An 18620-nucleotide genomic window follows, 5' to 3' on the forward strand; every position below is an offset into this window, starting at 1 on the left:
TCCGTCTCCTCACATCCTGAACAGACCGAAGCGTGTGTCTTCGATCGGCGCGTTGAGTGCTGCTGAAAGCGAGAGAGCCAGCACATCGCGGCTCTTGCGCGGGTCGATAATACCATCGTCCCAGAGGCGGGCCGAGGCATAGAGGGGATGGCTCTGGGTTTCGAACATCTTGAGCGTCGGCGCCTTGAAGGCGGCCTCTTCTTCTGTCGTCCAGGGCTTGCCGGCACGCGCCAGCGCCTCGCCGCGCACCGTGGCGAGCACACCGGCCGCCTGCTCCCCGCCCATCACCGAAATGCGGCTGTTGGGCCAGGTCCAGAGGAACCGCGGCGAATAGGCCCGGCCGGCCATGCCGTAATTGCCGGCACCAAAGGAGCCGCCGATCAACATGGTGACCTTAGGGACCTTGGTGGTGGCCACAGCTGTCACCAGCTTGGCGCCGTTCTTGGCGATGCCCTCGGTCTCGTATTTGCGACCGACCATGAAGCCGGTGATATTCTGCAGGAAGACCAGCGGGATCTTGCGCTGCGAGCAAAGCTCGACGAAATGCGTGCCCTTCAGCGCCGATTCCGAGAAGAGCACGCCGTTGTTGGCGATAATCCCAACGGGGATACCGTGAATATGGGCGAAGCCGCAGACCAGCGTCGTACCATAGCGCGCCTTGAACTCATCGAGGCGAGAGCCATCCACCATGCGGGCGATGACCTCGCGCACATCATAGGGCGTGCGCAGATCCGAGGGGACGATGCCCAGGATCTCTTCGGGATCGTAGAGCGGCGCTTCCGGCGTGCGAAGCTCGACACCCTCGGGCTTGCGGCGATTGAGGTTGGCGACTGCCTGCCGGGCAAGCGCAAGCGCATGCGCATCGTCGCGCGCCAGATGATCGGCAACGCCGGAAAGGCGCGTGTGAACGTCACCGCCGCCGAGATCCTCGGCAGAGACCACCTCCCCCGTCGCTGCCTTGACCAACGGCGGGCCGGCGAGAAAGATCGTTCCCTGCTTCTCGACGATGATCGTTTCGTCCGACATGGCCGGCACATAGGCGCCACCCGCCGTGCAGGAACCCATGACGACGGCGATCTGCGGAATGCCGGCGGCCGACATATTGGCCTGATTGTAAAAGATGCGGCCGAAGTGATCGCGATCCGGAAACACCTCGTCCTGGTTCGGCAGGTTGGCGCCGCCGGAATCGACGAGATAGATGCAGGGGAGATTGTTCTCCGCTGCAATCTCCTGCGCCCGCAGATGCTTCTTCACCGTAATCGGATAGTAGGTGCCACCTTTGACCGTGGCATCGTTGCAGACGATCATGCAATCGCGGCCGGAAACGCGGCCGATACCGGCGATCAGACCGGCACCCGGCGCATCGCCGCCATAGAGACCATGCGCGGCTGTCGTCCCGATCTCCAGAAAGGGCGTGGCGGGATCGATCAGGCCGGCAACGCGATCGCGCGGCAGCATCTTGCCGCGGCTGACGTGACGCTCGCGCGCCTGGGCGCCGCCGCCTTCCGCCGCCTGCGTCGCAGCCGCCTCAGCGACACCGATCGCCTCCAGCATGGCGGCGCGATTATCGCGGAAGCGATCGCTATGCGTGGATATCTCTGATTTCAGGACGGTCATGCGGCCTCACCAGTCAAGTAAGATGGAATTCAAAATCAACCCGTTTCGCCGAACAGCTCGCGACCGATCAGCATGCGTCGGATTTCGGATGTGCCGGCGCCGATCTCGTAGAGCTTGGCGTCGCGCAGCAGCCTTCCGGCGGGATAATCATTGGTATAGCCATTGCCGCCGAGCGCCTGGATGCATTCGAGCGCCAGCGCCGTCGCCTTCTCGGCGGAATAGAGAATACAGCCGGCGGCATCCTTGCGGGTCGTCTCGCCGCGATCGCAGGCGGCGGCCACCGCATAGACATAGGCGCGCGACGCATTCATCGTCACATACATGTCGGCAAGCTTGCCCTGCATCAGCTGGAATTCGCCGATCGACTGGCCGAACTGCTTGCGCTCATGCATGTAAGGCAGCACCACGTCCATGCAGGCGGCCATGATGCCGACGGGGCCACCGGAGAGCACGACGCGCTCATAGTCGAGACCCGACATCAGCACGCGGACGCCGCCATCGACCTGACCCAGAACATTCTCCTCGGGGACCTCGCAATCCATGAAGATCAGTTCGGAGGTGTTCGAGCCGCGCATGCCGAGCTTGTCGAGCTTCTGTCCGACGGAAAACCCTTTGAAGCCCTTTTCGACGAGGAAGGCAGTGATCCCGCGCGGGCCGGCATCCGGCGAGGTCTTCGCGTAGACGACGAGGACATCTGCATCGGGACCGTTTGTGATCCACATCTTGCTGCCGTTGAGTACATAGTGCGAGCCGCGTTTTGTGGCATGCAGTTTCATGGAGACAACATCGGAACCGGCTCCGGGTTCCGACATGGCCAGAGCGCCGACATGCTCGCCTGAAATCAGCTTCGGCAGGTAGCGCTCCTTCTGCGCCGTCGTGCCGTTGCGATGGATCTGGTTGACGCAGAGATTGGAATGAGCGCCGTAGCTGAGGCCGACAGAAGCCGAAGCGCGGCTGATTTCTTCCATGGCAACGGTGTGGGCGAGATAGCCAAGCCCGGCGCCGCCGAAATCCTCGGCAACGGTGATCCCGAGCAGGCCTAGATCGCCCATCTCCCGCCACAGATGCATCGGGAAGCTGTTGTTGCGATCGATCTCGTCGGCAAATGGCGCAATGCGGTTGGTGGCAAAACGGCGCACCTGCTCACGCAGCGCGTCGATGTCCTCTCCGAGCGCGAAGTTCAATCCCCCTTCAAACATCCAGCTTCTCCTCCCGGCCTTCCCGATCAACCGATCCTTGTGAATTATATCTCTTTATACTCGCTTCAAGCATCCGCCGCAGCCGTTATGCGGCGTTGGCCGGCACATGCTGCTTTACCTGCGCTGCCTCATACGTCTTGAGCTTGTCTGCGATCCTCGCCATGATTTTCCGGGCAGCCTCCTCCTTGACCGGGCCGAAGCCTCTTATCTCATCAAACAGCGAGAGGATGGCAAGAGCTTCAGCCTCGTTGTCGTGGCGCAGGCCGGCAAGCACGCGCTTGGCGATCCCTTCGTAGTCGGCAATCAGGCGGCGTTCCATCCGGCGTTCCGCCATATAGCCGAAGGGATCGAGGGCGGTGCCGCGCAGCCGCTTCATCGACGCAAGAATGCGCAGCAGCGGCAGAATCCAGGCGCCGAATTCGCGCTTCTTCGGCCGGCCATTCGGGTCCTTGCCGCCGAGTACGGGCGGAGCGAGATTGAAGGCCAGCTTGAAGTCGCCTTCCATCTCCTCGCGCAGTTGCGCCTCGAAGGCGGGATCGGTCAGAAGACGAGCGACCTCATATTCATCCTTGTAGGCCAGAACCCGCGCATAGGTGACGGCGACGGCAAAAGGCACCTTGTCCGAAAGCCGCTCCCTTGTCACCAAGGCGTTGGCATGGGCGACGAAGGCGGCATAGCGCTCGGCAAGAGCCGGATTCTGGTAGGCTGTCAGATGCGCCTTGCGGTGCCTGACAAGCTCCTCAAGGCTCATCTCCGCCAACGTCTTGCCCGCTTCCGGCTCAGCCATCATGGCGTAGACGGCCCGCGGATCATGCGCCAGAAGCCTGCCCCAATGGAAGGCGGAGAGGCTTGGCTTGACGGCGACGCCGTTGAGTTCGATCGCCCTTTCGATCGCCTCCAGCGACAGCGGTAGCAGGCCGCGTTGCCAGGCAAAGCCGGTCAGCAGAATATTGGTCGATATGGCATCGCCGGTTACTTCGGTCGCGACATGGCCGAAATCGAGGAAGACGGAGCTGTGGCTCACGGTCTTGGCGATCGTGTGCTGGATCGATCCGGTCTTGAAATCGAAATCGCGGTTGCGGACAAAATCGGCAACCGGCATCAGACCGGTATTGACGATGGCTGTCGTGCGCGCCGACGAGCAGAGCGTGATCGCATCCTTGGAGGCACCGACCACTTCGTCTGCCGCAAACAAGAGATCGGCGCCGCCATTGACGATGCGCGAGGAGGTGACGTCGGCTTGTTCGAGACCGATGCGCAAGTGGCTCATGACCGCGCCGCCCTTCTGCGCGAGGCCGGCCATATCGAGGATCATCGGCACCTTGCCATCGAGATGCGCGGCCATGCCGAGGATGGCGCCGATGGTCAGGATGCCGGTGCCGCCGACGCCAGCAATGGCGATATTCCAAGGCCGTTCACCGATGACGGGGATTTCGGGCATGGGCACTTCTATATCCGCATAATCCAAAGCCTTACGCTTGCGGCGCTTGCCGCCATGAACGGTCACGAAGGATGGGCAGAAGCCTTTGACGCAGGAAAAGTCCTTGTTGCAGCTCGACTGGTTGATCTGGCGCTTGCGGCCAAATTCCGTCTCCAGTGGCTCGATGGAGATGCAGTTGGATTGCACCGAGCAATCGCCGCAGCCCTCGCAGACAGCCTTGTTGATGAAGACTCGCTTGGCCGGATCTTCCATCAGGCCACGGCTGCGGCGACGGCGTTTCTCGGCCGCACAGGTCTGGACATAGACGATCGCCGAACAGCCTTCGGTTTCGCGCAGCGTCAGCATCACCTGATCGATGTGGTCGCGATGCAGAACCTTGACACCAGGCACCAGTTCGGATGCGCGATAGGCATCGGGATTGTCAGACAGAAGATAGATCGGCCTGACGCCCTCATCATGCAGTTGCTTCGTCACCAACTGCGGCGTGAGATGGCCGTCGATCTGCTGGCCGCCGGTCATGGCCACCGCATCGTTGTAGAGCAGCTTGTAGGTGACATTGACCTTGGCGGCGACGGACTGACGGACGGCGAGAATGCCGGAATGGAAATAGGTGCCGTCGCCGAGGTTGACGAACATGTGCTTCTCGTCGGTGTAACGGGCGATCGCCGTCCAAGGTACGCCTTCCCCACCCATCTGCGTGAAGGTCTCCGTGCTGCGGTCCATCCAGGTGGCCATATAGTGGCAGCCGATGCCGGCGCTGGCGCGGCTGCCTTCCGGAACGCGGGTAGAGGTATTGTGCGGACAGCCGGAACAGAAGAAGGGCGTGCGGTTCAGCGGCGCCACATGGCTTCGGCTGATCTGGCCGCGCTCGGCGAGATAGGCGAGCTTGGCGGCGATGCGATCATGCAAGCCCTGATCGAGGTCGAGCTTGACGATGCGTCCCGCAATCGCTCTCGCGACCGCGCCGACGGTCAATGCCGAAGACAGGCTGAGATAGGGCTTGTCGTGCTCGTCGAACTTGCCGACGATGCGCGGGCGAACATCGGCGCGCCAGTTGAACAGCTGCTGCTTGATCTGGTTTTCGATGATCTCGCGCCGTTCTTCGACGACAAGCACCTCGTCCAGTCCTTCGGAGAAATGCCGCACGGCTTCCGGCTCCAGCGGCCAGGGCATGCGCACCTTCAGGATGCGCAGGCCGATCGCGGCCATTTCCCTAGGTCCGATCTCGAGCTCGCGCAGCGCCTGCAACACATCCTCATAGGCCTTGCCCGAGGAGATGATACCGAAGCGGGCATTGGGCACGTCGTGGGTGATTTCATCGACACGATTGGCGCGGGCAAAGGCGATGGCGGCATAGGCCTTGTAATTCTGCAGGCGATCGTCCTGCATCAGCGGCGGATCGGGCCAGCGCAGGTTGAGACCACCGGGAGGCATCTCGAAATCACCTGGCAGGACGAATTGACGCCCTTCCCCCGAGAGGTCGACGGCCGCCGTCGTCTCGACCGTATCGGCGATGAATTTCATGCCGACCCAGCAGCCGGAGTAGCGCGACATGGCAATGCCGAGCAGGCCGTATTCGAGGAATTCATGGATGGATGAGGGATAGATGACCGGCATGACCGCCGACATGAATTCGTGGTCGGTCTGATGCGGCATGGTCGAGGATTTGGCGGAGTGATCGTCGCCGGCAAAGCAGAGGACGCCACCATGCTTGGAGGTGCCGGCGGCATTGCCGTGCTTCAGCACGTCGCCGGAGCGATCGACGCCGGGGCCTTTGCCGTACCAGATGCCGAGCACGCCATCCTTACGGGCGCCCGGGGAAAGGCCGACCTGCTGCGAGCCCCAGACGGCCGTTGCGGCAAGATCTTCATTGGTACCGGGCTGGAAGGTGACGTCATGCGCGTCGAGGTAAGTCCGCGCTTTCAGAAGCTGCTGGTCGTAGCCACCCAGCGGCGAACCGCGATAACCGGAAATGAAGGCTGCCGTGTTGAGCCCCGCTGCGCGGTCGCGGCGCATCTGCGTCATGGGCAGCCGTACCAGCGCCTGCAGGCCGGTCATGAAAACGCGGCCTTCTTCAGCGGTGTATTTGTCGTCCAGCGATACACTGGTTGCAAGCATCTGCTCTCCTCCCGAGATCGCAGTCACCGATTGCGCATGTATCTTCGCCGGATGTCTCCTACCGCATCCGATGAAAACCGTGATCGAACCCTAACATGCGGCCACGCTAATTTCCGAACGAAGGCTGGGCATCGGCCGCATGTTTTGCAAAAAATTCGGGAGGTGCCCGATATTTTCGTGCTTGCAACGTGCCTATCATCCGCCCTCGTGGTTCGAGGCTCCGGCTCCTTCGACAAGCTCAGGAGTCTGCGCACCTCACCATGAGGGCTGACCTTTCGCGCCCAGCCGCCGCAACGTCGACATTTCGCGGCAAATCGCGTGGCCTGCTCCGCCTCATCCTGAGAAGCGTAGCGCCCTGAGCTTGCCGAAGGGTCGAAGCCTCGAAGGACGAGGCGGCCCGGATGCCCGCATCCATCACAAGCTTTCATCAATATATCAGCGGCAGGGCCTTTGACTCCTGTCGTGAGCCTCATAATGTCGCGCCGACCCGAATATAGGAGGCATTCATGCTGACGATCTATGGCGTCTATCGCTCGCGCGCTTCGCGCAATTACTGGATGGCGAAGGAGCTCGGCATCGAGTTCGAATCCGTGCCGGTGATCCAGGCGAGCCGGCTTGCCAATCCACTCGCCGCCGATGCGCCGATCAACACCCTGTCGCCGGAGTTTCTGGCCGTCAATCCGATGGGCATGATCCCCTGTATCAAGGACGGCGATCTCGCCATGCACGAGTCGCTTGCCATCAATCTCTACCTCGCGCGCAAATATGGCGGGCCGCTGGCCGGCAAGACCGCCGAGGAGGAAGGGCTGATGGCGATGTGGACCATGTGGGCCGCGACCGAAGTCGAGCCCTACAGCGTCGCACTCGTCCGCATCTATGACAATGCCCAGGAAAACAGTGAGCAGGGCAAGGCCGGAATTGCGGTCGCCTGCCGATCGCTGAAGAAGCCGCTCGACGTACTGGAGAAGCACCTGCAAAATCAGGATTATCTCATCGGCAATCGCTTCACCGTCGCTGACTTGAATCTCGCTGAAGTGATGCGCTACGCCCAGACCGAACAGGAGTTGTTCGATATCCGCCCGAAGATGAAAGCCTGGATCGAGCGCTGCCAGTCACGCGACGCCTACAAGGCCATGCAGGCGACCCGCGGCAAGGAGCCGGCGTGACAGATCCTATTGGAAGAGACGCATGCTCTCTTCCATCTCCTCGCGTATCCAGGCCTTGAAGGCGGAAACCTTCTTCGGCTCGCGCACACCTGCGGCCGTGACGAAATAATGGCCGAAGCCCGTTTTTGCGCGGATGCCGAAGGGATCGACCAGACATTTCTGCTGAAGGGCATAGGCCGCCAGCGTCTGCCAGGCGAGCATCACCCCCTGCCCGGCTATGGCCGCATCCAGACAGAGCGACGCATCGTTGAAGATGTGCCGCTCTTCCATGCAATGGCCCGAGATCCCAGCCTTGCGCAGCCAGACTTCCCAACCGAACATCGCATGCCCGTCGATGACCGCAGGAACTTTCAGGAGATCGGCGGGCTCCCGGAGCGTGGCGGCGATCCTCGGCGTGACGACCGGGAACACCTCCTGCGCCAGTAGCAGCTCGGACTTGACGCCTGGCCACTGCCCGCCGCCGACCCGAATGCCGATATCAACATCCGAGCTCGCCGGGTTGACCAGCCGTGTGGTGGCATCGATGCGCAGGCGAATATCCGGATGACGGCTGGCAAAGCGATCGAGCCGATACACCAGCCAGCGGGCCGCAAAGACCGGTGCAACCGAAATGGTGAGGATATTCTCATCCTCGTGCTGGGCAAGTGCGATTGCCGCCGAAAGCGCCTGAAAACCTTCGCCAAGCCTCGTCAACACCGTCAGTCCCGATGCCGTCACCATCATGCCCTTGGGCGTGCGTTCGAACAGCGGGCGCCCGAGCTGCGCCTCCGCCTTGATGACCTGCTGGCTGACCGCTCCAACCGTTACACCAAGTTCGTCGGCTGCCGCCTGCAGCGAGCCGAGCCGGCCAACAGCCTCAACGGCGCGAAGACCGTTCAGATGAACATTGTTGAGGTTTCTCATTATAGAATATCTATATCAGTATCCCGTCATTCTCAATTGCATAAAAGGAGGATACGCGCGATTATTGCAGCATGGAATTGAAAGACGCCGCCACTCTGCCGGCTGATGCCCCTATGGTTGCATCAATGCGGAGATCCAAGGAGGCATCACATGTCGATCCTGAAGCTTTTCTTTAGTCATCTGCTGGAAGACGATCGCGAACGGGAAAGCGATCCGCTGCAGCACCCTACGCTCGCCGCGATGTCGCTTGAAGAACTGGCCGACCTGCCGCTGATGCCGGAAAATCTGGGGCGGCCCATGGACAAACGGACCGTTCAGCCGGAAGAATGCGCGTAAGAGAGACATGCTCCACACGCGCAAACATGACACCGACCATCGATATGGACGTCATCGCCGAACGATTGAAGCGGCTTATAGCTCAAGCTCGGCTGCCGGCGATTGAACCTGGCCTGCATTACGGCCTGCCCGCCTTCAAGGTCGGCGGCAAAGCCTTTGTTACAGTAAAGAACAACGAAACCATCGTGCTGTCGCTGCCGATCGATCGCAAGGAGCAGCTGATGGAAATGGCGCCAGAAATCTATTTCCAGACGGATCACTATGTCGGCTGGCCTTCGCTACCCCTGCGCATCGCTGCGATCAGCGACGAGGAGTTGGAGCGGCGCTTGATCGAGGCGTGGCGATACCGCGCCCCGAAAAAGCTTCTGCCAACCTTTGGCTGATTCGATCAGCCTTCTGCGACGGCAAGCGCCTTATTGACGGCGGGGCGCTCGAGCATGCGCGCATAGTGGGCACTCACCTTCGCGAACTGGTCGCGATCGACGCCGTCTCCCGGCAGCCACTTCGCGATGGTGAAGAGATAACCGTCTGCAACCGTATACTGATCGCCCATCACCCAAGGTCCCTTTAGCATATTGTCTTCGATAAGCGCGAAGCTCTCGGTCATGGTCTGCGGCACCTTGGCTTTCATCGTCTCGATGGCCGCGGCATCGTCGGTCCAGCGATAGCCGCGTCCCTTGTGCGAATGGTTTACATGAACTGTCGATGACAGATAGCTGTTGAAGGCCTGCATCTGGGCAAATTCGAAGGGATCATCGAGCGGCGCCAGCTTTGCGGCTGGCGCGATCTGGGCGATGTAGGCGAGAATAGCGACATTCTCGGTAACGACGCCCTTGTCGGTGACCAATGTCGGCACGCGACCCTTCGGGTTGATTGCAAGATAATCCGGCTGGCGCTGATCGCCATTGGCGAGGTTGAGGCGTCGGTGTTCGTAAGCAAGACCCGACTCTTCCAGGGCGATGAGACTGGCGAGCGCGCAGCTTCCGGGCGCAAAATAGAATGTCAGCATGTTCCGTTCCTCGATTGAATTCCCCCAGGAAGCTAAAGCGAACCCAGCCAATACGGAAGTGGCTGATGCTGATGGGCGCTACAAAAGGTTTTGATCGGTCGCGCCGATATGCCCATCCCCCGATGCCGCATGCTCCTTCCACGAGGGGAGAAGGAGCATGCGGCAACGATCTGCGCGTCTAGGCGCAGCCGGGCACGTCTTCCAGTCTGTACCAGACCGGAATGCCGCGCTCGCGGGCGATGCGGACATCATTGTCGGCGCCCTTGGAATCGCCAGGCAATCTCAGGACACCTTCGCAAAGCTGCAGCAAACGGCCGGCCGTCGGATGAAAGATCTCCTCATAGAGATCATCGCCGATGCTCCTGCCGCCGGCGGCGTGCCAGACCGGCAAGGCAACCCATTCGCCGATCATTGGAAGATGCCCGGCCTTGAACAGTGCGTAGGACGGCTCTTCGAGGCGCTTGAGGTTCTCGGCCATCTTCTTCGGATCATCGCCGGTGCCGGAGCGATAGGGTCCGGCAATCAGGATCAACATGTCATGTCTCCATTTTTCTAACTCCTGCTTCCTGCAGGAATTTGCACAAATATGCGCATATTTTCTTGAATGTCGAATCTATTCTGATAAATTCGTGATTATTCGTGAGATATCGTGCAGAGATCGACATGCTGACCAGTCAACGCAAAGCCCTCATCCTCGACAGATTGCGCCGAGACGGCCAGGTGATCGCCAAGGCACTGGCCGACGATCTCGGCCTTTCCGAAGACACGATCCGCAGGGATCTGCGGGAGATGGCGGCAGAGAAACTGCTGAAGCGCGTGCATGGCGGCGCGCTGCCGCTTTCGCCGGAGCTGCCGGATTTTACGGCACGGCAGGCGGTTTCATCCGATGCGAAACGGCGGCTAGGCGCCTATGCGGCCAACATGATCCGGCCAGGCCAGACCGTGTTCCTCGACGGCGGCACGACGAATGCGGAGATCGCCCGCCAGCTGCCGAAGGATCTCGCCGTCACCATCGTCACCCACAGCCCGACGATAGCCGGCGAACTGGAACATCATCCCCTGGCCGAGGTGATCCTGATCGGCGGCAAGCTCTACAAGCATTCGATGGTGGCGACTGGTGCCGTCGCCATGGCGGCTATCGCTTCCATAAGGGCCGATATCTTCTTTCTGGGCGTCACGGCCATCCATCCGGCTCGCGGCTTTTCGACCGGCGATTTCGAGGAGGCGGCCATCAAGCGGCATATCGCGCAGTGTTCAGCCGAAACCTACGTATTGACGACAGCTGAGAAGCTCGATGCTGCCTCGCCATGCCAGATCCTGCCTTTGGGGAGCATTTCCGGTCTGATCGTGCCGTCGGATGTTCCGGACGAAAGTCTGGCCCCTTACCGGGACACCGACATGCCGATCTTCCTGGCCTAAGGCCGCCAGGCACCAACAGACAAAACAAGATCCATACCGCGATCTGCAGCGTCGTCATCATGATGCGGTCGAAGATTGATCCTATGCCGGCACCATATCGGCCTGCCTTGTTGTCATCGCCGATCAGGCCTACCTCAATATGTCCAAGAGGTCATGATCGACCATGAACGAACGCCGCATCCACCAGCTTTTCGAAATCAGCGTCTTGTTGAAGGGCGCGCATGCCCTGATCGAATGTCTTGGCGGCCTTGTGCTGGCGCTGATCAGCACGGACTCCATCCTGCGTCTTGCAAACAGGATTGCGCAGCCCGAGCTGCTCAACGATCCGCATGATTTCATCGCGACGCATCTGCTGACATGGGCGCAGGATTTCTCCGTCGGCACCAAGAACTTCTATGCCTACTACCTGCTGAGCCATGGGCTGGTGAAGGTGCTGCTGGTTATCGGCCTGCTCCGGGGCAAGATGTGGGCCTATCCGGCATCGCTGATGGCGCTGGGGCTTTTCGTCGTCTACCAGCTCTATCGCTTCACCGACACGCACGGCATCGGGCTCATCATCCTCACCATATTCGATCTCGTGGTCATGATCCTGATCTGGCAGGAATATAAGGTCGTTCGGCAACATCTGCCTGCGCGACAGGTCTGAGGCTGAAGCAAGAAGCGGCGTTATGCCGTCAGGACGGCCGTCGGCCTGATATCGCCGACATGGATGCCGTTCCAGTTCTTGAACGATCTGTCGGCTATCGCCATGAGGCCGGTATGAACCGCGCTCTCCTTCTCGAAGAAACGGGCCAGCGTTGCCGCTACCATGACCTCCGCCGCGCGAGTGGTGCCATCGTCGCATTTGAGTGCGATGGCGATGCCCTGTTCGGGGATGGCGGCGCAGAACACGCCTTCGGCGCCGGTCTTGGCGAATATACGGCCGGGAGCGATCTGCATGAGTTTGGTGCAGGCGCGATCGGTGCCGGCAACGTAAAAGGGTTCGGCCATGCAGGCCTCGAACAGCCGGCGCGATGCCTTGGCGCGCAGCGGCTCCAGCCCAGTGCCGGTCGCCATTTTGGCAAAGCCATGCGCCAATCCCTTGAGCGGCACGGCATAGGTCGGGATCGAGCAACCGTCCGTGCCGCAATTGTCATGGGCAAGAACAGCGCCGGTCAGGCTCTGCATGGTGTCGCGGATCTGCTGCTGAAGCGGATGATCGTAGCCGACATAGCCCTTGGGATCGATATCCTGATGGCAGCAAGCGCAGACGAAGCCGGCATGTTTGCCGGAGCAATTGTTATGCAGCGCCGTCGGCATCTCGATGGTACGGGCCTGATGGATTGTTGTCTTCTGATCGAAGGACCAATGCGCGCCGCATTCGAGCGTACCGACATCGCGGCCGGCGCGCGCCAGCATCGAAGCGGCCAGCGCAACATGCTCATCCTCGCCATTGTGGGAGGAACAGGCGAGCGCCAATTCCTTGTTGCCGAAGCCATAAGCGTCCGCAGCACCGCTTTCGACCAACGGCAAAGCCTGCATCGCCTTGCAGGCCGAGCGCGGAAAGACACCGCTTTCGATATCGCCGAGCGAGAAGACCAGCTTGCCATCGCCATCGACCACGACGACAGAACCGCGATGGCGGCTTTCGACCAGATTGCCACGGGTGACTTCGACGCAGACGGGATTGGACATGACGGGATGCAGCCTTTGATTTGTGGGAGGCCAGTGATAGCCGCTGCGCCTGCGATTGCCAATCGCCGGAATGCCCGCTGTCATCAAAAGCTTATCGCTCAGGCGGCCGCCCGAATCCGGTAGGCGCAGCGCCTCGCGCCGAGAAGGATATGTTCCTCCCGCTCCACCCGCGCGCCGAGCACCGCGCGGAAGGTTTCCAGCTCCGAACGGCAGAAGCCGGAGCAAGCGCATGCGGCAGCGCAGATGGGGCAGTGATTTTCGACCAGCATGAGCGAGCCATCATCGTCCTGCCAGTGATCGGCCATGTAGCCTTCCTGCGTGCGGATGGCGGCGAGACTTGCGACGCGCGACGGCAGATCCGCCGTGAGGTCGAGCTCGCTGCGATAGCGCTGAAGCGTATCCGTCTCGCGAGCAGAAATAACGGTATCGAGGGCGCCCTGCCCCAGCTGGCTGACCATGGTCGCAAGCAGCGTCGCGGTCAGGTCCGCATGGCCATCCGGAAATTGCCGGTTGCCGGCAGCCGTCAAGTGCCAGAATTGGCGCGGTCTGCCCCGGCCGGCTGCAGCCTCGGCCACCGGCTCGACCAGTCCCTCCTCCGCCATCTTCGTCAACTGCTGACGGGCCGCCTCGGAGGATATGCCGAGCGCTTCGCCGATGGCTGCCGCCAGTTGCGGCCCGTCGGTTTTCAACAGGATCAGGATTCGATTGGCGGGTGACTGACGCATTTTTCCAAGTTTTCTCTTGTTTTAATCCGATGGCCATGTAATTTTCCAAATTATAACTTGGAAAATAATCAACCGCTAGGGAAAATACCGAGGATCGTCCGATGTCCAGCATCGAAACCACCGCTCCCACTCAGTCCTCCTCCGTCTTCACATTGTTCTCGCCGAAACTCCTGCCCGCGACGCTGATGCTTGGCGGCGGCGTCACGCTTTATGCCGTCGAATCCTACATCACGGCGACGATCGCGCCTTCGATCGTCCGGGACATCGGCGGCCTCGAACTGTTCTCATGGATGACGACGCTCTTCGTCGCCGCTGGTGTGCTTGGATCGATTACCGTTGCAACCCGGCCAAAAGGCATGGGCCTGCGTGTCGTCTACGTCGTGGCGGCGCTCACTTTCGGCGCCGGCAGCCTGGTATGCGCCATCGCGCCGACCATGCCGGTGTTGCTCGTCGGGCGTGCGGTTCAGGGTTACGGCTCCGGCATGCTGTCCGGCCTTGCCTATGCGTTCATCCGCTTCATCTATCCCCAGCCCCTGTGGCGCAGGGCGTCCACACTCTACGCCGCCATATGGGGTGTGGCGACGGTACTTGGACCGACCCTCGGCGGCCTCTTCGCCGCCGGAGGCGCCTGGCGGGAGGCCTTCGTCATTCTGGTGCCACTGGCTGTCATCATGGCGTTTTCGGCCCGCCGGTTGCTGCCCGATGTCGCGGATGATCGGATCGACACCAGAACACCGCTGCTCCAGATCATATTGCTGCTCGCCGCAGTCCTCTTCGTCAGCATTGCCGGCACGATCGAACAAGGGGCCTACAAGGCCGTGCTGATCGCGGTTTCGGTCGCTCTCGTTGCAACGATGGTGCTGATCGAGCGCAGGAGCGAGGTGCGCCTCCTCCCCTATGGGGCCGTCATGCTCGGCAATCCGATCGCGCGGCTCTACCTGACGATATTCACGATGATGCTTGTGCTGACGAGCGACATCTACATTCCCTATTTCCTGCAGACGCTCCACGGCGTGACGCCACTGATCTCGGGCTATCTCGTCGCGCTTGTCGCGCTCGGCTGGACCACCGCGGCCTTCTTCAGCGCTTCGTTCACGGGCCGGCAGGCAGCCATCGCCATCGTGACCGGCTGCATTCTTGAAACCGCAGCCACGGCATCGCTGATCCCGTTCCTGGCGACCGCGACGCCCTTCACCGCACTCGCAGAATTTGCGCCGGCTGTTATTGCCATGTTCCTGATGGGCTTCGGCGTCGGCCTGGGATGGGCTCACCTCGTAACCAGGATCATCGGCATCGCCAGGAAAGCCGATGAGGACAAGGCCTCGGCCGCCATTTCGATGACGCAGTCGCTTGGCGGCGCATTCGGCGCGGCCCTTGCCGGCGTCATCGTCAACAGCGCGGGCCTCACCCATCCAGGCGGCATTGCCGGCAGCCTTTCGGCTGCAAATTGGCTCTACACGCTGATGGCGATACCAGGCCTGCTCGCCATCATCCTGTCCTTCACGATCAAGCCAGCGTCAGCATGATCTTGCCGATGTGGTCGCTGGTTTCCATCAACCGATGCGCTTCGACCACATCGTCAAAGGAGAAGGTCCGATAAATGACCGGGGCGACGGTGCCCTGGTCGAGCAACGGCCAGACCTGGGAAAGAAGATCGTCGCGGATGGCCCGCTTTTCCTCCGCCGTGCGTGGACGCATCGTCGATCCGGTTACCGTCAGGCGTTTGACCATGATCGGCAACAGATTGGCGTTGTCTACCGTCGCGCCGCCGAGGAAAGCGATGATCGAGAGGCATCCGTCGCGGGCAAGCGAGGCCAGGTTCTTTTCGAAATAGGCTGCGCCGATCATGTCGAGGACGACATCGACGCCATGCTCCGTGTCCGACTTGATGACCTCGGCGAAATCTTCTTCCTTGTAGTTTATGGCCCGCTTGGCACCCAGTTTTTCGCAGGCTTCGCATTTTTCCTTCGATCCGGCTGTTGCATAGACCGTAGCGCCGAAGGCGCGGGCGAGCTGGATCGCCGTCGTGCCAATGCCGCTGGAACCACCATGGATCAGCACGCTTTCACCCTCGGTGAGGCCGGCCATCTGAAAGAGATTGGCCCAGACCGTGAAGAAAGTCTCGGGGACGGCGGCGGCCCGCACGGCGTCATAGCCATTCGGGAAGCGGAGGGCCTGACCGGCTGGAAGGACGCAATATTCGGCATAGCCGCCGCCGTTGGCGAGGCCGCAGACCTTGTTGCCGATCGCAAACTCCGTCACGCCGGGCGCGACGTCGACCACTTCGCCTGATATCTCCAACCCCAGGATCGGGCTTGCATCCTTCGGCGGTGGATAGGTGCCCTGGCGTTGCGCCACATCCGGCCGATTGACGCCGGCGGCCTCGACGCGGACCAGGATCTCACCCGGCTTCAAGACCGGCAAGGGCCTGTGGGCGATGGTCATGACCTCAGGTCCGCCAAAGGACGGCAAATCCACGAAACGCATTTCAGACGGCAAGGGCATGGCGCTATCTCCTCTCCCAGCAAAGCAGTGGAGATAGTTTAGCGCAGGGCGCTTGAAAAGGAGCGAGTGCTGGAGGGCGTCAATTCGTCTCGGCCAAGCCGAGGAATGCGACGCCAATGGCGCTTTCCTTTGCCTTCGCCTTGATGCCGGCAATGGAGGTGCTGACGCGGTTGATGTTGTCGATCACCAGCCCCTCCGGCAGCTGCAGGATGCCGATCGAGCAGCGCATCAGCGGAAACTCTGCCTCGGCACCGCCGCGGTCATGACCACGAATGCGGCCGGCTGCGCGATCTTCCGCCGAGTAGAATTCGAGGACATCGGCATGGAAATCGGCCAGCAGCCGGTCCAGAACCTCGCGAAGCTCCTGCATGCTCCATCCGGTGACGCCGATGAAGAAATCGTCGCCGCCGACATGGCCGAGGAAATGGCCTTCGGCGAAGAAATAGCGGCGCATCAGAGCCGCAAACAGCGAGATGGCATGGTCGCCGAGATGGAAGCCATAGGCATCGTTGAACGGCTTGAAATTGTCGAAGTCGCAATAGCAGAAATGCCTGATCTCATCGCCATCGCGGCCGGCGCTCTGCATGAAATCGTGGATCGCCCTGTTGCCGGGAAGACCGGTCAGCGGGTTCTGGTCCTGGGCGATCTTGAGCTGCTTCTCGTTGATGACCTTGATGAGCGAGGCGGCCGAGACGATGCCGGCATAATGCGTGCCTTCGGTCACGATCAGGCAATCGCTGCTTTCCATATTGGCAAAGATCGTCATCAGCGTGTCGGCATCGGAATCGAGGCCGACGATCGGCGCCATCTCGACGAAATGCGAGATCGAACGCTCATAGACCTTGTTTTTCAACAGGTCGCGGCCGAAGGGCTGATAGATATATTCCTTGAGCTGATACTCGTGGATGATCCCGCGCGGCTCGTCATTGGCGTTGACGACCGGGAAATAGGCGCGGCGCGGATTGCGGCGGAAGAGTTCGAAGACGCTGTCGATGCTGTCGCTTTCGCGGATGGTCGGCAGGACTTCGATCTGCTTGCGGATGAGAATTTCGTCGAGCGACTGGCTGTTGCGCACCGTCTTGCCGAGATCCTGCAGATGCGGAAAGCTCTGCTTCAGCTCGTTGACCAAAACAGTCGGGCGAGCAATGAACCAGCCCTGGACAAGATCGACGCCGAATTCGCGGCAGGTCAGGAACTCCGCCTCCGTCTCGATACCCTCGGCGATGACGCGCGTGCCGAGGACATGGGCGATATTGACGAGATTTCTGAGAATATGCCGCTTGCGGGCGCTGCGGTCGATATCGACGATGAAATGCCGGTCGATCTTGAGATAGTCGACCGGATAATCGGACAGCAGCTTCATTTCCCCGTGACCGACCCCGAAATCGTCGATCGCCAACTTGAAACCGGCATTGCGCATCTTGGCGACCAGCGCCGAGAACTCGGGCACGATGGTATTGTCGAAGCGTTCGGAAAACTCGAAACAGACGGAGGACGGGGCGATACCGGCCTTCCTCATATGCTGCAGCAGGCCGTCAACCAAGGCGGCGCCTTGCGCAATCAGCCGAACATCCAGATTGAGGAAAAGAGTTGTAGCGGCGATGTTGGGCAGAGTAGCAAACTTCGCAAGCGCGCGACTCGTGACCATCTGCTCCAGCCCGAAAAGCTGGCCGCTTCGCTCGGCTTCGTCGAGTATCTCGACAGGGCTGCCGAAGCCGATGCGTTCCTGACCGCGCATCAGGGATTCATAGCCGAAAACCGCGCCGGTGCCGGCCTCCACGATCGGCTGAAATGCGTTTTCTATGACGAGCTTGGCGAGGGTGACGATCTGGTCGCTGGCATATCGGCGCAATACGCCCGGTTCGACTGCGGCAGTCACGGACATGCCCATCTCCACTTGCGGATTCTAATCTAATTTATTTAAGTAAAACTTTGGATTTACCGCGTTTACAACCCAAGATGCGCCATAAAGCGTCAACGAAACCTTTCCCCTATGTGAAAGTTTGATGAATGGTAAAGCAATATTAACCATTCGCCGGAGCGCAAAACCAACACACGGCGGCCGAGCGGCTGCCGTGATAAGTGGGGGTTCTGTGCTAATTACTCGAGTGCCGCTCTGCCTCGTAGTCGGCAAACATATCGGCGACACAGCGGCCGCTCTTTGCCGTCTCGCCGCCGTCGTTGGCGGCACGCGGCACTTCGCAGATGTCACCGCGCTTGCGCGCCGCATCCCACATGCGAAGAGCTTCCCGCACGACTTCGCTGCTCGAGGCATAGGTGCCGGTGTCGACCGCTGCGCGGATGCCGGCAGCCTGAAGCGGAGAGATGGAAACCGTTACCATCGGCATGATATTCCTCCCTTGACGTCGTTACGCGGAAATTTCTCTGGAAGCATGTTCCGCGGCTTCAACCAGTTTCTTCGGGCATGTCCCTGGACATGCGTACTTCCAGACGAAGATACTGTCGTTACATCAACGCAACGCCGTTCTGCCTGACACGGCAGAAGCC

At 60.8% G+C, this 18620-nt stretch carries 17 protein-coding genes; 6 read left to right on the plus strand and 11 right to left on the minus strand.

What is annotated here, in order from left to right; genetic code table 11:
- Positions 1–9: 9 nt before the first annotated feature.
- The 3 genes from AC13Q5_RS04815 to AC13Q5_RS04825 all read right to left on the minus strand — a co-directional run bounded on the left by AC13Q5_RS04815 (position 10) and on the right by AC13Q5_RS04825 (position 6375).
- Complete coding sequence (locus tag AC13Q5_RS04815) at positions 10–1617, minus strand: carboxyl transferase domain-containing protein (protein WP_075851977.1); 1608 nt, start codon at positions 1615–1617, stop codon at positions 10–12.
- Between the two features lie 35 nt (positions 1618–1652).
- Complete coding sequence (locus AC13Q5_RS04820; RefSeq protein ID WP_075851976.1) at positions 1653–2816, minus strand: isovaleryl-CoA dehydrogenase; 1164 nt, start codon at positions 2814–2816, stop codon at positions 1653–1655.
- Between the two features lie 85 nt (positions 2817–2901).
- The gene (locus tag AC13Q5_RS04825) at positions 2902–6375 is read right to left on the minus strand and encodes an indolepyruvate ferredoxin oxidoreductase family protein (RefSeq protein ID WP_488500979.1); all 3474 of its coding nucleotides are present in this window, start codon (positions 6373–6375) and stop codon (positions 2902–2904) included.
- Positions 6376–6881: 506 nt separating this feature from the next.
- On the opposite strand from AC13Q5_RS04825, the gene AC13Q5_RS04830 reads away from it, so the two are divergent.
- Positions 6882–7541, plus strand: coding sequence for a glutathione S-transferase family protein (locus AC13Q5_RS04830; RefSeq protein WP_488500980.1), 660 nt, complete (start codon positions 6882–6884; stop codon positions 7539–7541).
- Between the two features lie 6 nt (positions 7542–7547).
- On the opposite strand, the gene AC13Q5_RS04835 is transcribed toward AC13Q5_RS04830, so the two are convergent.
- Positions 7548–8444: a LysR substrate-binding domain-containing protein gene (locus tag AC13Q5_RS04835; RefSeq protein WP_075851973.1), complete on the minus strand. Its 897-nt coding sequence runs from the start codon at positions 8442–8444 to the stop codon at positions 7548–7550.
- A 150-nt stretch (positions 8445–8594) separates the two neighbouring features.
- Here AC13Q5_RS04835 and AC13Q5_RS04840 point away from each other — a divergent pair, with 150 nt between their 5' ends.
- Positions 8595–8780 (plus strand): hypothetical protein, encoded by a 186-nt coding sequence (locus AC13Q5_RS04840; protein WP_075851972.1) that lies wholly within the window; start codon positions 8595–8597, stop codon positions 8778–8780.
- 26 nt (positions 8781–8806) lie between these two features.
- Positions 8807–9163: an MmcQ/YjbR family DNA-binding protein gene (locus AC13Q5_RS04845; protein ID WP_488500981.1), complete on the plus strand. Its 357-nt coding sequence runs from the start codon at positions 8807–8809 to the stop codon at positions 9161–9163.
- A 5-nt stretch (positions 9164–9168) separates the two neighbouring features.
- On the opposite strand, the gene AC13Q5_RS04850 is transcribed toward AC13Q5_RS04845, so the two are convergent.
- Together AC13Q5_RS04850 and AC13Q5_RS04855 are read right to left on the minus strand one after the other, a co-directional pair.
- Positions 9169–9789, minus strand: coding sequence for a glutathione S-transferase family protein (locus AC13Q5_RS04850; protein ID WP_457879776.1), 621 nt, complete (start codon positions 9787–9789; stop codon positions 9169–9171).
- 178 nt (positions 9790–9967) lie between these two features.
- On the minus strand, positions 9968–10324 hold the full coding sequence (locus tag AC13Q5_RS04855) for a DUF4406 domain-containing protein (RefSeq protein WP_488500982.1): 357 nt from the start codon (positions 10322–10324) through the stop codon (positions 9968–9970).
- A gap of 128 nt (positions 10325–10452) precedes the next feature.
- Here AC13Q5_RS04855 and AC13Q5_RS04860 point away from each other — a divergent pair, with 128 nt between their 5' ends.
- Entirely contained in the window at positions 10453–11208 is a 756-nt protein-coding gene (locus tag AC13Q5_RS04860; protein WP_457879775.1) for a DeoR/GlpR family DNA-binding transcription regulator, read from the plus strand.
- A gap of 163 nt (positions 11209–11371) precedes the next feature.
- A complete protein-coding gene (locus AC13Q5_RS04865) occupies positions 11372–11854 on the plus strand; it encodes a DUF2127 domain-containing protein (RefSeq protein ID WP_488500983.1) in 483 nt (160 codons plus the stop codon).
- Positions 11855–11874: 20 nt separating this feature from the next.
- Here the strand turns inward: AC13Q5_RS04865 and AC13Q5_RS04870 are convergent, their stop codons facing one another.
- Positions 11875–12882 (minus strand): asparaginase, encoded by a 1008-nt coding sequence (locus tag AC13Q5_RS04870; protein ID WP_488501167.1) that lies wholly within the window; start codon positions 12880–12882, stop codon positions 11875–11877.
- A gap of 98 nt (positions 12883–12980) precedes the next feature.
- Complete coding sequence (locus tag AC13Q5_RS04875; RefSeq protein WP_488500984.1) at positions 12981–13607, minus strand: helix-turn-helix transcriptional regulator; 627 nt, start codon at positions 13605–13607, stop codon at positions 12981–12983.
- A 101-nt stretch (positions 13608–13708) separates the two neighbouring features.
- On the opposite strand from AC13Q5_RS04875, the gene AC13Q5_RS04880 reads away from it, so the two are divergent.
- Entirely contained in the window at positions 13709–15133 is a 1425-nt protein-coding gene (locus AC13Q5_RS04880; RefSeq protein WP_488500985.1) for an MFS transporter, read from the plus strand.
- Here the strand turns inward: AC13Q5_RS04880 and AC13Q5_RS04885 are convergent.
- The 3 genes from AC13Q5_RS04885 to AC13Q5_RS04895 all read right to left on the minus strand — a co-directional run bounded on the left by AC13Q5_RS04885 (position 15114) and on the right by AC13Q5_RS04895 (position 18460).
- On the minus strand, positions 15114–16112 hold the full coding sequence (locus AC13Q5_RS04885) for an NAD(P)H-quinone oxidoreductase (RefSeq protein ID WP_488500986.1): 999 nt from the start codon (positions 16110–16112) through the stop codon (positions 15114–15116). The genes AC13Q5_RS04880 and AC13Q5_RS04885 overlap by 20 nt on opposite strands.
- A gap of 79 nt (positions 16113–16191) precedes the next feature.
- Positions 16192–17997 carry a GGDEF domain-containing protein gene (locus AC13Q5_RS04890; protein ID WP_075851963.1) on the minus strand — a complete coding sequence of 602 codons (1806 nt, stop codon included), beginning with the start codon at positions 17995–17997 and terminating at the stop codon, positions 16192–16194.
- A gap of 211 nt (positions 17998–18208) precedes the next feature.
- Positions 18209–18460, minus strand: a complete 252-nt coding sequence (locus AC13Q5_RS04895) for a ribbon-helix-helix domain-containing protein (RefSeq protein ID WP_075851962.1) — start codon at positions 18458–18460, stop codon at positions 18209–18211.
- Positions 18461–18620 lie beyond the last annotated feature (160 nt).

The organism is Martinezella sp. CNPSo 3964, from assembly GCF_057784375.1.